The organism is uncultured Agathobaculum sp., from assembly GCF_963927765.1.
Taxonomy (GTDB): Bacteria; Bacillota; Clostridia; order Oscillospirales; family Butyricicoccaceae; genus Agathobaculum.
The window spans coordinates 1-14,501 of the sequence record NZ_CAWVCU010000014.1 but is presented as its reverse complement, the minus strand read 5'-3'; the positions used below and the strand labels follow the sequence as shown (position 1 = coordinate 14,501).

The following is a 14,501-nucleotide window of genomic DNA, read 5'->3' as shown; positions in this document are numbered from 1 at the left end:
CAGGAAAGGCTGGGTCAGCACATCGTCCGCGCCGGCGTCCAGCACTACGATGCGGTCGCGCGCGGACAGATGTGCTGCCACGATCAGCAGCGGCACGGACATGCCATCCTCCCGCAGTGAAGGCAGGAGCGCGGTCAATTGCTGCGCTGCAGCTTTTCCTGCACTGCTGGTCAGCAGGACTGCGACGTCATACAGCCCCTCCGGAAAAATAAGTGGCTCCGTGCCGGGCAGTGGGATGTGGTCAAACAAAATATGGTCGCGCCGGAGCGCTTGTGGAATCTTTTCATTCTCAGTTGCCCCAATCAGAAGAACGCGCATGAAAAATCTCCTTTCTTGCGAGGGGTGTTTTTATTTTGCGCGGTGTATGTGGAGTTTTTGTGTAGGAGTAGTGGAAAAATTGTTAAGTTACGGTTTTTTCAATCTTTCTTCAAACAAGTGAGCTTATGATGATACGCGGCAATAAAACGTGAGCAGGAGGGAGCAAAGATTGAAACTGCCGTTTGACAAATTGCGCGATAAAAAGTCCCGCAAAGGGAAGAAATTGTTTTCTGCGAACACCAAGGCCAAAGAGGAGGCTTCCGCAGAAAGTGCACCGCCCGGTGCGCACAGCAAAAAGAAAAAACGTAAAAAGCTGAAAAAGAAGGTGATCATTCCGGTCGCACTGGTGGTTGTGCTGGCCGGAGTGTTCGGCGTTCGGCACTTTTTCTTGTCGGGTAAAGGTGAGGTGATGCAAACCTATACCGAGAGCGAAGCGTCCCGACAGGATATCCAGCTGACCCTGTCTGCGACCGGCACAATTGAACCGGCCAACCAGTACGCCGTCACCAGCTCAGTGCAGGGAGAGGTGCTTTCCTGCACGTTTGAAGAAGGTGACGAGGTGAAAAAGGGCGATGTGATGTATGAAATCGACAGTACAGATGTCCAGAATTCGATTGATCAGGCACAGCTTTCCTTGCAGCAGAGCCAGAACAGCTATAATCAGACGGTGGAGAGTCTGGATGATCTGAATATTAAGTCGGACAAATCCGGCGTGGTGACCGAGCTGTATGTTGAGGTAGGCGATCAGGTGCAGGCGGGCGCGACGATTGCAGATGTGCGCGATTCCTCTACCATGGAGCTGACCGTGCCGTTTAATGCTTCGGATGCAGCCACATTCAGCGTGGGCAGCACGGCGACGGTTACCATCGACGGTTCGTTTGAAACGCTGACTGGCACCGTTACGGCGATTGATGCCGCGGATACCGTGCTGGATGGCTATCAGATCGTGCGCAATGTGACCATTCAGGTGAGCAATCCGGGCGGTTTGTCCACCTCTTCGGCGGCAAGCGCAACAGTGGGTGGAGTGGCTTGCAATCAGGGCGCAAACTTTACGTATCTGTCTGAGTTTACCATTACGGCGGATACTGCCGGCAAGGTAGCGAGCCTGTCCATCCGGGAAGGTTCGTCCGTATCGGCGGGGCAGACCGTGGCGACGCTGTCCTCCACATCGGTCGAAAATCAGGTGGAAAACAGCAAGCTATCCCTTGCCCAGCAGCAGCTTTCCTATCAGAACACGGTCGACAAGCTGGATGACTATACCATTACGGCACCCATTGACGGTACGGTAATCACCAAAAATACCAAGGTTGGCGATACGCTCGATGCGACCAACGGACAGACAACGCTGGCGGTCATCTATGATCTGTCCTACCTGACCTTTGATATTTCGCTTGACGAGCTGGACATCAATCAGGTGGCAGTCGGGCAGACGGTCAATATCACCTGTGATTCGCTGGAAAACGCAGGTACGATCGAGGGCGTGGTGACTAAGGTCTCGGTCGCGGGCACGACAGCGAACGGCGTGACCAGCTATCCGGTCACCGTGCAGATTGATGATCCTCCGGAGGATTTGCTGCCCGGTATGAATGTGGACGCAACCATCGTCGTAGGCGAAGCGACGGATGCGGTTGCTGTACCAATTTCTGCGGTTCAGCGCGGCAATATCGTCTATGTCAAGGATGACAGTGAAAAGAATACGGACGGAACCATGGTGAATGGCACACTGCTGCCCGACGGCTGGAAAGCGGTCGAGGTCGAAACCGGCCTGTCGGATGATACTTATATTGAGATCGTTTCCGGTATTTCGGAAGGCGACATCGTCTATGTGCCGCAGGTGATGCACGAGTCCTCCGGTGAGGAGGGCGAGATGGGCATGATGCCCGGCGGCGGCATGGGCGGCATGTCCGGCGGTGATATGGGTGCTATGCCCTCCGGTGGTGGAGGTGGCATGCCCTCCGGCGGCGGTATGCCTTCTGGCGGAGGCGGTATGCCGTGATGAAAACAGAACAAGCGCCTGGCGGCACTCCACTTATCGAACTGCGCGATATCTATAAGATTTACCACATGGGTGATACGGATGTGCACGCCTCGGATGGCGTTTCGATGAAGATTTACAAGGGTGAATTTGTGGCAATCGTCGGTCAGTCCGGTTCGGGAAAAAGTACGCTTATGAATATCATCGGCTGCTTGGATGTGCCGACGAGCGGGCAGTATTTTCTCAACGGCGAGGATGTATCCGAACTGACCGACGATGAACAGGCAGAGATCCGCAACAAAACACTGGGCTTCATTTTTCAGCAGTATAATCTGATCCCTAAGCTGAATGTGCAGGAAAATGTGGAGCTGTCGCTGCTGTACGCCGAGATTCCTGCGGAGGAGCGCGCCGAGCGAGCGCGGTATCAGATCGCGCGCGTAGGCCTTGCGGGCAAGGAGAAAAACCTGCCCAGTCAGCTCTCCGGCGGCCAGCAGCAGCGTGTTTCCATTGCGCGCGCACTTGCGGGCAATCCGTCAGTCATTCTGGCAGACGAACCGACCGGCGCGCTCGATTCGCGCACCAGCCGTGAGGTGCTGGACTTTCTGCAGAAGCTCAACGAAGAAGGCAATACAATCGTTCTGATCACGCACGACAACGGCATTGCACAGGAAGCGAAGCGCGTTATCCGCGTGGCGGACGGAAAAATCATCTTTGACGGCCCGGCGCGCGAGGCCTTCCCGAGAGGAGACTGACGGATGGGATTTACACAGGCGTTTAAGCTGGCGCTCAAAAGTTTGGCTGGCAGTAAGCTGCGCGCATTTCTCACCATGCTGGGCATTATCATCGGTGTCGGTTCGGTCATCATCCTTGTTTCGCTCATGCAGGGCATGACGGGAGAGGTCACCTCCATGTTCGAGGATATGGGCACCAACATGCTGACTGTGAACGTCACCGGACGCGGCTCGTCGCGTACGGTGGATGTGGATGACATGTATGACCTGTATGAGGAAAACGCCGACGTATTTATGGGCATGAGCCCGACGGTAATCATCATGGGTTCGGTCAAAACAGCAACCGATTCGGACAGCTTTTCATCCACATCGGTCAGCGGCGTTTCCGAACAGTATGCGGAGATCAACGGCCTTGCGATGCAAAACGGTCGGTTTATCAGCTACGCAGATTTGGAAGCGCGCAGCAAAGTGGCCGTAGTCGGCACCTATGTGGCCAATATGCTGGGTGGTAACCCGATCGGGCAGACAGTCAAGGTAAACGGTAACGCACTGACTGTGGTCGGCGTGATCGAGCAGCAGGACGACTCGACCGAAGGCTCAGCGGATGACTGCATCTATCTGCCGTATACCACGGCCTCCAAGATGAGCTTCGGTCAGATTTCAGCCTATACGTTTGCCACATGGGATGCTTCCCTGAATGCACAGGGCATGACCATTCTGGACAATGCCTTGTATGCGGTATTTGAAAATGACGATTTCTACACCATTTCCGATATGCAGGAAATGATTGACTCTATGGAGGAAATGACCGGCATGATGACCATGGTGCTGGTCGGTATTGCAGGTATTTCGCTGCTGGTCGGCGGCATCGGCATTATGAATATTATGCTCGTGTCCGTGACCGAGCGCACGCGCGAGATCGGCATTCGCAAATCGCTCGGCGCGAAAAAACGAGATATCATGCGTCAGTTCGTCATTGAAGCCGGGACGACCTCGGCGCTCGGCGGCGTGATCGGCATTGTGTTTGGCGCAGGTGTGGCGCTTGCGCTCGGGCAGGTGATCGGTATTGATGCGGCGCCGTCCTTGAGTGCGGTCGGTGTCAGCTTTGGTGTTTCGGTGTTCATCGGTGTGTTTTTCGGCTTTATGCCGGCCAATAAGGCGGCAAAGCTCAACCCGATTGACGCGCTGCGCTATGATTAAAAGGAGGAGAAGCATGAAGAAGATACTTTCGCTGCTGCTGGCAGCGGTGCTGCTCGCAGGCAGTCTGCCGATGGCGTTTGCTGCGTCTGTGGTGTCGGAAAGCGTGGTGGAACAGGTCATCCGTTCGACCGGCATCATGGTGGGCGACACGAGCGGCAACATGAATTTGGATAAAACGGTTACCCGCGCGGAATATGCCAAAATGCTGGTTGCAGCATCCAGCTATAAGGATAAGGTGGCGGGCACGTCCAATGTCTCCCTGTTCAAGGATGTGCCGTACACGCACTGGGCGGCGGGCTATATCAAAACCGCCGTGCAGCAGGGTTGGCTGACCGGGTATCTGGATGGCAGCTATCGACCCAATCAAACGGTAACGCTGGAAGAGGCGGCCACTGGCTGCCTCAAGCTGCTCGGCTATACGACCGAGGACTTTTCTGGCTCTTATCCCTATGGGCAGCTGGCGCTCTATCAGTCGCTGGGGCTGGACACAGGAGTGACCGCTTCGCAGGGCACGGCGATGACGCGCCGCAATATGATGTACCTGTTTTACAATCTGCTCAACGCAGACACCAAGGACGGACAGGTTTATGCGCAAACACTGGGTTATACCCTGAACAGTGACGGTGAGATCGACTATCTGAGCATGGTATCGGATACGATGGAAGGGCCGTTTGTGGTAGAGGGCGACTTGTCTGAAATTGTTTCGAGCGAGAATAAAACCGTATATCGAAACGGCTACGCATCTACTGCTGACGCAGTGAAGAAATATGATGTCATTTACTATAATGACTCGACCATATGGGCCTATGCCAACGCGGTCAGCGGCACCTATCAATCCGCTTCTCCTTCCACCTCTTCACCGACTTCTGTTACGGTGGCAGGTAATACCTACGAAATCGAGACGAGCGAGGCGGCGTATGAACTGTCCACGCTGGGCGGACTGAATATCGGCGATGTGGTCACGCTGTTGCTCGGTCAGGATGGTAAGGTGGCCTACGCGCTGCCCGCAGAGGACTATGCGGCGTCGGTTGCCGGCGTGGTGACAGCGGTCGGCACAGGCACTTACTATAATGCGGTTGGCAATGCATCTACCTCCCGCACGATTACCGCCACAGCAACGGACGGGGAAAGCTATGTCTATCCCTGTTCAAAGACCACGATTTATGAAGGCGATTTGGTTTCTATCGGTTTCGGCTCGTCCGGAACCGATGTTTCTATCCTGAAATCTGCTTCGGTCACCGGCACAGTATCGGGCCGCACCATCGGCAGCCGTACCATGGCGGATGATGTCCGGATTTTGGATGTCAATGATACCGCAGCTGTGCGTGTTTACTATTCCCGCTTAAATGGTGCCGTGTTGGACAGCAGCGATGTGCGCTACTATGCGGTGAATGATGCAGGCGAGATCACGGATTTGATTCTGCGGGATTTCACGGGTGATTTATATGAGTATGGTATTATCACCTCGGCGAAGGATGAGTCAACCGGCATGAGCGCCTCAGGCGAATATACTTATCTGGTGAATGGGGAAAAGAAAACACTGTCCACCAACGGCAGTTCGCTCGGCGCGTCGACCGGGCCTGCACGGCTGACAATCGAAAACGGTCAGCTTGCGTCGGTGCGTGCGCTCTACCAGATCAAAAATCCGGACAGCATCACCCAGCTTGGCGTAACAAAGGATGATGAAAGCTGGCTGTTCTGGGATGACTGTGCAGTATATCTATATGAGAACTCCAATTACAGCCTGATCTCGATGACTGAACTGCGAAACAACTTTGATGCATATAACATCACCTGTTATTACGACAAGGATACGGATGACGGTGGCCGCATCCGCATTGTGATTGCGCAGCCTGCATAACACAAAAAAGGGTTTCTCCATTGGAGAAACCCTTTTGATATTTCTTGCGCTTTGCACAAATGGAAGCTATAATATCTGTATAAAACGCAGATTGGAGCGAGAAAAATGGCTTCGGATAAAACCAATGTGATGCGCGTGCTCGAACAGCATAAAATCGCGTATACCGCACATGAATATCCGCACGGCAAGGAAGCGGTGGACGGCGTGACGGTAGCCGAGCTGCTCGGTCAGAACGTGGAGCAGGTATTTAAAACGCTGGTTGCGCGCGGCCGATCGGGCAGCTACCATGTGTTTGTTATCCCCGTGGCAAAAGAGCTTGACCTGAAAAAGGCCGCCAAAGCCGCGGGGGAGAAGTCGGTGGAACTGGTTCATGTCAAGGAACTGCTGGGACTGACCGGCTATGTGCGCGGCGGCTGCTCACCTGTGGGCATGAAAAAGGCGTTTGCAACCGTGTTTGACGAGAGCGTGAACACCATTCCCACTGTAATCGTATCAGCAGGTAAGATCGGCTATCAGATCGAGTGCGCCCCGGCTGACCTCATTGCACTGACGCGCGCCAAAACTGCACCGATCACGACGGATTGAGCAGCTCGGCGGCGTCTGGAAAGAGCGCAAACACGGTCTGTACACCGCAGCCGGTCAGCTGCGCTAGCTTGGCCTCCAGCGTGGAAGCATCGTCGAACAGAACAAAGTGCGCGCGGCCGTCTGTGTCGGTATAGGTGAAGTATTTTGCGCATAATTCGCGGGAGAAGAACGCTTGCGCACCGGTGTGTGCCAGCAGCGTTTCGCGTTCGGTTTTGGTCAGGGTTTTGCCGTTCGGCGTAGTAGAGGGCAGGGTGAAATCCTGTGAGACCGGCTGCAAAAACGCCGCGATGCGTGCTGCGCCGTAGATACCTTGCAGGGACGAAATATAGGCGGTCAGGCTGCCGCCTGAAAGTGCAGTCGGCGTGGTCAAAACCGCATGCGTTAGCTGCCGTCCGCAGGCGAGCGGGACGAAAAACGGGATATCCGCTTCGTGCAGTGCGGTGTCAAAAGCGCTCAACAGCGCGCGGCCGCGCGGAGTGTCATGTTCAAAGTCTGCAAATACGCCGGGTGCGCCGGTGCGCTTGGCCTCAAAAACCAGATCAGACGCTAGCCGTTCGGGGTTGCACATCGCTAGATCGAGCGGTGGGTCGCATAGGCCGAGCAGACAATGCGCCTGTGCGGTGGGCAACTGCAGGCGCTGCAAAGCGCCCTTGGGCGTGATGCCCAGGCAAAGGTGCAGAACCGGCATGCCTTGCCCGGCTGCGCGTGCCGTATCCCGGCCGGTGCATACCAGCACCAGATTTTTCGTATATACCATCATGATCGACTCCCTTGTGTTCGGGGCAGCGGTGCAAAGCGAAGGCTGCGGCGCTGCACTGGACTTTTTGGACAAATTCTATTACACTATATGTGGCATTCGCCAAAGTGAGAACGCAGGAGTGAACGAATGAGCAAACTGATTCCGGATTATGTGTTTGATTCCATTTATGATATAACGCCCGCGCTGCTCGAGCGGCATGGGATTCGCGGTGTGCTGATTGATCTGGACGGCACGATGGCCTCGCACAAAGCCGCGCTGCCGCCTGATACACTTGCGCCTTTTGTGCGCACGCTGCGCGAGGCAGGCGTGCAGGTGCTGGTGTTTTCCAACAACCGCGAGCGACGCGTAGGCAAGTTTTGTGAAGCGCTGGGCGCGGAATATATCTGCCGGGCGACAAAGCCGCTGTCGTTTGGTTTCCGCCGCGCGGCAAAGCAGCTGGGACTGCCGCTCAGCCAGATCGCCGTGGTGGGCGACCAGATTTTCACCGATGTGCTCGGCGGAAACTGCGTTGGCGCGCTGACCTGCTATGTGCAGACCCTTGACCGACATTATTTCTGGGTGAACGTGCGTTATCAGATCGAGCGCGGTTTTATCGAGCGCGGCAAGCGCAGGATGGAGGCGAGAGGACGGCATGAGTAAGGCAAGATTCGGCCCGGCGGGCAATTCCGAGTCCTTTGCCGCCGAGGGCTTCAAGAAAAGCGAGGACGCACCCGCGTGGCTGGCTGCGAAAGGCCTGACCGCGTTTGAATACCAGTGCGGCCGCGGCGTGCGCTGCGGGGAGGAAACGGCGCGTAAAATCGGTGCGGCGGCAGCGTTGCATGATATCCGTATGAGTATTCACGCACCGTATTTCATCAACCTTTCGTCTGAGGAAACCGAACGGATGGAAAAGAATATTGGCTACGTGCTGGAAACGGCGCGGCTGGCGGTGCCGCTCGGTGCGACGCGCATGGTGGTGCATTGCGGCGGACAGGGCAAGCTGACGCGCGAGCGCGCGATGCGCAACACGCATGAGAATGTGAAAAACATCCTGCGTGCCTTGGAGGAAGCGCATCTGACAGGCTGCACGGTTTGCCTGGAAACGATGGGGAAAAAGAGTGTGCTCGGATCGGCGGAGGAGGTCTGCGAGCTGGTCGCAGCGGACGAGCGTTTGCTGCCCTGCATCGACTTCGGTCATCTCAACTGCCGCACAGGCGGCGGCATGTCCACGCGCGAGGATGTGCGACGGCTGTTTGATTTGATGGAGAATACCATTGGTATCGAGCGAACACGCATGCTGCACGCGCATTTTTCCCATATCGAGTATAACGACAAGGGCGAGGTGCGGCATTTGACCTTTGCTGATGCGGAATACGGGCCGGACTTCACGCCGGTGGCGCAGGAGGCCGCAGCGCGGGGCTACACCCCGACTTTCATTTGTGAATCGGCCGGAACGCAGGCCGAGGATGCTGTGACGATGATGCAAATTTTTCACAAGGAGATAGAAAAATGAAAAAAGTGCTGCTGATTCATGGACCCAATCTCAACCTGACCGGCCAGCGTGAGCCGGGTATTTATGGCTCGGAGACGCTTGCCGCGATCAACGCGGAGGTAGTCAACAAATGCCAGCGTCTGGGGATGGAGTGCTCGGTATTTCAGTCCAACTCGGAGGGCGCGCTCATTGACCGCATTCATGCGGCGCGTGAGGATTGCGATGCCATCATCATCAACGCGGGCGCATATACGCATTACAGCTACGCGCTGCGCGATGCGATTGCGGCGGTGCGCCTGCCTGCGGTAGAGGTACACATGTCCAACGTGCATGCGCGCGAGGAATTCCGCCACAAGTCGGTGATTGGGCCGGTGTGTGCGGGCGTGATCGCGGGCTTTGGCAAGCACAGCTATCTGCTAGCCGTGGATGCGGTCAAGGCAATCATCGGGTGAGGCGATAACCATGAAGCGAAAGGAATTGCAGGAACTGCTGCTGGAAGCGCCGTATGATGCGCTGGTGTTGACTAGTGAAGTCAATCGCCGCTATGCGACCGGCTTTCATTCGACGGCGGGTGTGGTGTACCTGTCTGACAAGCAGGCGGTGTTCTATACGGATTTCCGCTATGTAGAAGCGGCGCGCGCAGCGGTTACAGACTTTGAGGTGCGCGAAATCGGCGTAGGTCGCAGCTATACCGCAGCGATCAACGAGCTGATCGAGCAGGACGGTGTGCGCAAAGTGGCGTTGGAGGATGAGACGCTGACGTATGCCGAGTACACCAAATGGGCGACTGCGCTGCATGCCACCGTCATGCGCTTGGAGGACAGTGTAGCCCGTCTGCGTGTGACCAAAGAGGACGACGAGGTAGAAAAGATAGTTGCGGCGCAGCGCATTGCTGAGCAGGCTCTCGAAGAGGTAATGAACGATATCCGTGTGGGCGTGACCGAGAAGGAAATCGCCGCGCGCCTGACCTATTTGATGCTGCACTATGGGGCGGAGAATATGTCGTTTGACCCGATCGTGGTGTCGGGTGCGAATAGTTCGAAGCCGCATGGCGTACCAACCGAAAAAACGATTGCGGAAGGCGATTTCGTGACGATGGATTTCGGCTGCATTGTAGACGGCTACTGCTCGGATATGACGCGCACGGTCGCGGTCGGTCATGTGACTGAGGAGATGCAGCGCGTGTATGACGCTGTGCTGGATGCACAACTGGCAGGGATCGCCTGCTGCAAGGCAGGCGTGTCTGGCAGGGAGGTAGACGGCGCGGCGCGCCGCGTGATCGAAGAAGCGGGCTATGGTGATGCCTTTGGTCACGGCTTCGGTCATGGCGTGGGGTTGGAAATACACGAAGCGCCGACCGCATCCTCGCGCGCGGATGCGCTGCTGCCGGCGGGCAGCATCTTGACCGCGGAGCCGGGGATTTATCTGCCGGGCAAATTCGGGGTACGCACCGAGGATATGCTGTATGTGATCGAAGATGGCTGCATCAATCTGACCGAAGCGCCCAAGACGCTGCGCATCCTGTAAAAACCAAACAGACAAGAAAAAAGCACCGGAAACGCCTACGTTTCCGGTGCTTTGCTGTTAAGTATTGCGAAGGGGGGAGGGGATTAGTCCTCGTCCTCGATCTCCAGATAGTCAGCCAGATCCTTGAACAGGGCGGTCGGATCGACGTCGTCCTCCAGTACGATCTGCAGCGGCTCGTTGAGCGACAGCAGGAACATGCCGAGCAGGCTCTTAGCATCTACCATACCGCTCTTGCCGTGAATCCAGATATCAAAGCCGTACTTGGTGACAATCTTGTTGATCTTCTGGATGTCATCCGTATTCTTTACGCGGATACCTCTGGTCATAATGATTACCTCCGTTTCAAAAACGCTGAATGTTTTTTCTGCTATCATTATAGCATAAAAATACAGAAAGGAAAGAGTTTTTTGCGTTATTCGGTATTTTTCATCATTTTGGAGCGGGAAGCGGTGTGTGCCTTCTGTTTCTTGTATTTGATGCACAAAAAATACACAGAAAAACTGTGCAATGTGCGAATTTAACAAGGATGTAACCAAAAAAGAACAGCCTGCGCATCAGCAGGCTGTTATATGCCGAGCCGGAACAGCCCCACACTGTCCGGCCTCATTTACCCCCACAGGGCTTTCTACTCCTCTATCGGAATGGTGATATCATTGATTCGGATGGCCGCAATCGTTTCCGTTTGCAGGAAACGGCGGCTTTCCGAGCCGTTCTGGTATTGGTATTCGATGTCAAACTCCACGATGGATGTATCCGAACTATCTGTGCCGAGCGACTTGCTGTGCGAAACCGTGCGCACGGTCGTTCCGTCCTGTAAGACGAGCGTGACCACTGGTGTCTGCTGGTCATCAAATTGCAGCAGACCTTCGGATGTCGCATCGACCGGCATGGTGCCAGAGAGTTCCACACCCAAAGGTGTGATGGTCAATTGATCGAGTTGCAGCCCCTCTGCCATCGTCAGATTCAGTTCACGCGTCAGCGTGTTTGCACTTGGTGCACAGAAAGAAAACGACCAGCCCGTCTTGGTCAGCGGAGTATAGCGCCGGTAGGAGATTTGCGGCTCCAGATACGGCAGATCCTCTTCCGTCAGCCCCTCAAACTGGGTTTCGCAAAGCTCGATGCCATCGTCTGTGCCGTAGCTATGAAGCGAGCCATAGTAAAGGTGACCAGTGCGGATGTCCCGCAGGGCTTCGATTTGCGCTGCCATGCTGTCATAGGAATCATAGGCGGGCATGCGGAGCGAAACGCACAAAATGTCGCCCTCAAAGGCGGCGCCTGCAAACTGGATTTCGGGCGCTTGCTCCGACTGCGGCAGAACGGCGTTTGCGCAGTCCTGCTGCTGCAAGGCGACGAGCCGTTCGGTTCCGCCATCTTCCTCCTGATAGGCCACTGGGTGCGAGCGGTAGATTGCGGCAAGATCCATTGGAGCAGGCAGTGTGTCGCTTTGTTCCATGCAGGATGCCGGATCAATGGTAAGCGTTAGCTGCCGGTCGCCGGGATCTTCGCTCAGCGAAAAGGCTTCATAGTAGTACTCCACCGAGGGGTCCTGACTGTCCATGGAGCCGATCCCGCTGGAGGACATGCAGTATTCGTCTGAACCGTCCATCAGCAGATTGGAATTGCCCAAAAGGGTAATGCGCGAATCGTGATTGACCACAGAGCCGTCTGCATAACGGAAGGAATAAAGCACGGCAACGTCGTTCTCGCTGATGATGGCATCTTCCAGTGTGATGATGCAACCGTTGATGTCCTGCGACTGATGTACAGGGGTGGCAAGGCCATCCGGTATCATTACATTTTGGCCGAACAGCGCGTTCCAACCACCGGAAAGCTGCACCATGGCGGCCGCTGCGGTGGCGGTCAGCAAAACCGCGGCAATGACGGCGGCCAGAATACGCTGTGGGCTGCGCAGCGGCATACGGCGGCTGCGGCGGGCACGTTGTTCGCGCACGGCACCGGCAATGTCATACATCGGGGTTTCGATTTGTTCCAGCGCCTCACGGATTCGCAGGTCATCCGGTGTGAGTTTCATATTCCTTGCTCCTCCTTTCTGCCGGCGTACCTTGCAGCGCTTGGGCCAGCTTTTTGCGTGCGCGTTCATACCGCTTGCGCAGAGTCGCGGCTGGCTTACCGTAAATCACGGCGAGCGCATCAAAGCTGCGCTGCTCAATGACACGGCTGTATACCAATGCGCGCTGCTCAGGCGATAGGGTTTCCAGTGCATGACGCAGGTCTTCGCCGATATAATCCGGGTCAGCAGCAACGGGCGGCGGCGTGACCAGCTGGCGTTTGCGGTGGCGCAGCAGGTCAACGCAGGTCGTATAGGCAAGGCGGTACAGCCATGCGCTCAGGCTGGTGCCCGGACGGAACCGGTGATGGTTGTCATAGGCTTTGATGAAGGTGGTTTGCACGGCGTCCTGCGCTTCATGATAATCGCATAGGATATGATGGCAATATCGCAGAAGCGGCTGGCCATATAGTGCAATGACATCTGTGAGCGCGGCTTCGCTGCCTTCGGCAAAGCGCTCATCGAGTGGGCGGGCGTCCATGACTGCGCCCCCTTTCCTTAGGAACATGTTCACCCGTTATAACGAAAGTCGGGCGCATTTTGTGACAGTCTGGCAGGATATTTTTCCGTTTTGTTACCAAACTCAACGCGAATTCCAAAGTGTGGGCGCCGAAATAGGAGGATACAGACAAAAAAACACCGTCGGAATTGTACATTCCGACGGTGCTTGCCGTTTTGCTTTTACGGTTCGAGGCGGTTCATGTCACGCGGGAACATGGACGCGTCGCGCACGTTGTTCAGCTTCAACAGCTGCATGGTCAGGCGTTCCAGACCGATGCCCAGACCGCCGTGCGGCGGCATGCCGTACTTGTGCAGCATAGTGAACGATTCGAACAGCTCGACGTTCATCTTGCGCGCTTCCAGCTTGTTGATCTGCTCCTGATAATCGTGGATACGCTGGCCACCGGTCGTGATTTCCAGACCGCGGAACAGCAGGTCGAACGACAGGGCGAGCTTGGGATCTTCCGGATCGTCCATCGCATAGAACGGACGCTTGGCAGACGGGAAGTGGGTGACGAACACGAACTCGCTGTTATGCGCTTCCTTCGCCCACTGGCAGAGCAGCACTTCTTCGTCCGGATTAAGGTCGTAGCGGTTCTTGGACTTGTGGCCGTACTTCTCCTCCATGATCTGCTTGGCTTCATGGAAGCGGATGGTCGGGATCTCGGTGATCTCCGGGATGTCGGCCTTGAGCAGCGCGATCTCCTCGGCGCAATGCTCCTTGACGTAAGCCATGACTGCCTTGAGCATGCCGGTCTCCATCGCCATGACGTCGTACATCGAGTCGATGTAGGCCATTTCAAAGTCCAGACCGATATATTCGTTCAGATGACGCGAGGTGTTATGACGCTCGGCGCGGTAAACGCTGCCGACCTCGTACACGCGGCCGAATGCGCCGGCCAGATACTGCTTGTGGAACTGCGGGGACTGCGCCAAATAAGCCGGCTGACCAAAATAGTCCAGCTTGAACAGGTTGGCGCCGCCCTCTGCGCCCGCAACAACGATCTTGGGCGTGTGGATGTGGGTGAAGCCCTGTGACTGCATATACTGCGCAAAGCCATCCGCAATCGCGCCCTGCACACGGAATACCGCCTGCTTGATGGGATGGCGCAGCGTGATCGGACGCAGCGGCAGATCGACGTCGAGCGACAGGCCCATATATTTCTTGCCGAGCGGTACCGGCAGCTGGTCATACGGACGGGCAAGGATGCTGACTGCGCTCAGCACAACCTCAACGCCATGCTCGGCGCGCGGTTCTTCCTGCACCTTGCCGGTGACTTCAAGCACCATGGCATCCTTGATGTCGGCGCGCTTGACACCGCCAATCTCATCCCCCTGAAAGGTGCACTGGATCAGGCCGCGCTCAACGCGCATGATGACGAACGCAAAGTCCGACATATCGCGCACGCGGTGCACCGTGCCGCGGAAGGTGACTTCGCCGCCGACCGCATCGCACACGCGCTTTACGGTATCGACATACTGGCCCGCTTCGTGAATCATTTCC

The 14,501-nt window shown here is 56.0% G+C and carries 14 protein-coding genes and 1 pseudogene; 9 read left to right on the top strand and 6 right to left on the bottom strand.

Features of this window, described 5'->3' with window-relative positions:
- A pseudogene (locus ABGT74_RS00815) lies at positions 1–318 on the bottom strand (hypothetical protein); the annotation flags it as partial.
- Between the two features lie 169 nt (positions 319–487).
- On the opposite strand from ABGT74_RS00815, the gene ABGT74_RS00810 reads away from it, so the two are divergent.
- From ABGT74_RS00810 to ybaK, 5 genes are all read left to right on the top strand, one after another.
- Positions 488–2,314 carry an HlyD family efflux transporter periplasmic adaptor subunit gene (locus ABGT74_RS00810; protein WP_346704074.1) on the top strand — a complete coding sequence of 609 codons (1,827 nt, stop codon included), beginning with the start codon at positions 488–490 and terminating at the stop codon, positions 2,312–2,314.
- Entirely contained in the window at positions 2,314–3,045 is a 732-nt protein-coding gene (locus ABGT74_RS00805) for an ABC transporter ATP-binding protein (RefSeq protein ID WP_346704073.1), read from the top strand. The genes ABGT74_RS00810 and ABGT74_RS00805 overlap by 1 nt, the downstream gene beginning before the upstream one ends.
- A gap of 3 nt (positions 3,046–3,048) precedes the next feature.
- The gene (locus ABGT74_RS00800; protein WP_346704071.1) at positions 3,049–4,224 is read left to right on the top strand and encodes an ABC transporter permease; all 1,176 of its coding nucleotides are present in this window, start codon (positions 3,049–3,051) and stop codon (positions 4,222–4,224) included.
- 13 nt (positions 4,225–4,237) lie between these two features.
- A complete protein-coding gene (locus ABGT74_RS00795; RefSeq protein WP_346704070.1) occupies positions 4,238–6,085 on the top strand; it encodes an S-layer homology domain-containing protein in 1,848 nt (615 codons plus the stop codon).
- A 105-nt stretch (positions 6,086–6,190) separates the two neighbouring features.
- Complete coding sequence (gene ybaK / locus ABGT74_RS00790) at positions 6,191–6,670, top strand: Cys-tRNA(Pro) deacylase (RefSeq protein ID WP_297282320.1); 480 nt, start codon at positions 6,191–6,193, stop codon at positions 6,668–6,670.
- On the opposite strand, the gene ABGT74_RS00785 is transcribed toward ybaK, so the two are convergent.
- On the bottom strand, positions 6,657–7,430 hold the full coding sequence (locus tag ABGT74_RS00785) for a hypothetical protein (protein ID WP_346704069.1): 774 nt from the start codon (positions 7,428–7,430) through the stop codon (positions 6,657–6,659). The two genes, ybaK and ABGT74_RS00785, sit on opposite strands and share 14 nt — an antisense overlap.
- Before the next feature lie 126 nt (positions 7,431–7,556).
- On the opposite strand from ABGT74_RS00785, the gene ABGT74_RS00780 reads away from it, so the two are divergent.
- From ABGT74_RS00780 to ABGT74_RS00765, 4 genes are read left to right on the top strand one after another with little or no spacing between them, the layout of a single operon-like run.
- A complete protein-coding gene (locus tag ABGT74_RS00780; protein WP_346704068.1) occupies positions 7,557–8,069 on the top strand; it encodes a YqeG family HAD IIIA-type phosphatase in 513 nt (170 codons plus the stop codon).
- On the top strand, positions 8,062–8,922 hold the full coding sequence (locus ABGT74_RS00775; RefSeq protein ID WP_346704067.1) for a TIM barrel protein: 861 nt from the start codon (positions 8,062–8,064) through the stop codon (positions 8,920–8,922). The genes ABGT74_RS00780 and ABGT74_RS00775 overlap by 8 nt, the downstream gene beginning before the upstream one ends.
- Positions 8,919–9,353: a type II 3-dehydroquinate dehydratase gene (gene aroQ, locus ABGT74_RS00770; RefSeq protein ID WP_346704066.1), complete on the top strand. Its 435-nt coding sequence runs from the start codon at positions 8,919–8,921 to the stop codon at positions 9,351–9,353. Before ABGT74_RS00775 ends, aroQ begins: the two co-directional genes overlap by 4 nt.
- Positions 9,354–9,363: 10 nt before the next feature.
- Positions 9,364–10,428, top strand: coding sequence for a Xaa-Pro peptidase family protein (locus ABGT74_RS00765; RefSeq protein ID WP_346704065.1), 1,065 nt, complete (start codon positions 9,364–9,366; stop codon positions 10,426–10,428).
- 83 nt (positions 10,429–10,511) lie between these two features.
- Here ABGT74_RS00765 and ABGT74_RS00760 read toward each other — a convergent pair whose 3' ends face one another.
- From ABGT74_RS00760 to aspS, 4 genes are all read right to left on the bottom strand, one after another.
- Positions 10,512–10,754: an HPr family phosphocarrier protein gene (locus ABGT74_RS00760; protein ID WP_125116550.1), complete on the bottom strand. Its 243-nt coding sequence runs from the start codon at positions 10,752–10,754 to the stop codon at positions 10,512–10,514.
- 299 nt (positions 10,755–11,053) lie between these two features.
- The gene (locus tag ABGT74_RS00755; protein WP_346704064.1) at positions 11,054–12,460 is read right to left on the bottom strand and encodes a hypothetical protein; all 1,407 of its coding nucleotides are present in this window, start codon (positions 12,458–12,460) and stop codon (positions 11,054–11,056) included.
- Complete coding sequence (locus tag ABGT74_RS00750) at positions 12,441–12,977, bottom strand: sigma-70 family RNA polymerase sigma factor (RefSeq protein WP_297282327.1); 537 nt, start codon at positions 12,975–12,977, stop codon at positions 12,441–12,443. The genes ABGT74_RS00755 and ABGT74_RS00750 overlap by 20 nt, the downstream gene beginning before the upstream one ends.
- 200 nt (positions 12,978–13,177) lie before the next feature.
- Positions 13,178–14,501, bottom strand: a 1,324-nt coding sequence (gene aspS / locus ABGT74_RS00745) for an aspartate--tRNA(Asn) ligase (protein ID WP_346704063.1), incomplete at its 5' end; no start/stop codon positions are given.

Coding starts and splice junctions, on each gene's coding strand:
- ABGT74_RS00805 (WP_346704073.1), top strand. CDS start 2,314: ATGAAAACAGAACAAGCGCCTGGCGGCACTCCACTTATCGAACTGCGC.
- ABGT74_RS00800 (WP_346704071.1), top strand. CDS start 3,049: ATGGGATTTACACAGGCGTTTAAGCTGGCGCTCAAAAGTTTGGCTGGC.
- ABGT74_RS00795 (WP_346704070.1), top strand. CDS start 4,238: ATGAAGAAGATACTTTCGCTGCTGCTGGCAGCGGTGCTGCTCGCAGGC.
- ybaK (WP_297282320.1), top strand. CDS start 6,191: ATGGCTTCGGATAAAACCAATGTGATGCGCGTGCTCGAACAGCATAAA.
- ABGT74_RS00785 (WP_346704069.1), bottom strand. CDS start 7,430: ATGATGGTATATACGAAAAATCTGGTGCTGGTATGCACCGGCCGGGAT.
- ABGT74_RS00780 (WP_346704068.1), top strand. CDS start 7,557: ATGAGCAAACTGATTCCGGATTATGTGTTTGATTCCATTTATGATATA.
- ABGT74_RS00775 (WP_346704067.1), top strand. CDS start 8,062: ATGAGTAAGGCAAGATTCGGCCCGGCGGGCAATTCCGAGTCCTTTGCC.
- aroQ (WP_346704066.1), top strand. CDS start 8,919: ATGAAAAAAGTGCTGCTGATTCATGGACCCAATCTCAACCTGACCGGC.
- ABGT74_RS00765 (WP_346704065.1), top strand. CDS start 9,364: ATGAAGCGAAAGGAATTGCAGGAACTGCTGCTGGAAGCGCCGTATGAT.
- ABGT74_RS00760 (WP_125116550.1), bottom strand. CDS start 10,754: ATGACCAGAGGTATCCGCGTAAAGAATACGGATGACATCCAGAAGATC.
- ABGT74_RS00755 (WP_346704064.1), bottom strand. CDS start 12,460: ATGAAACTCACACCGGATGACCTGCGAATCCGTGAGGCGCTGGAACAA.
- ABGT74_RS00750 (WP_297282327.1), bottom strand. CDS start 12,977: ATGGACGCCCGCCCACTCGATGAGCGCTTTGCCGAAGGCAGCGAAGCC.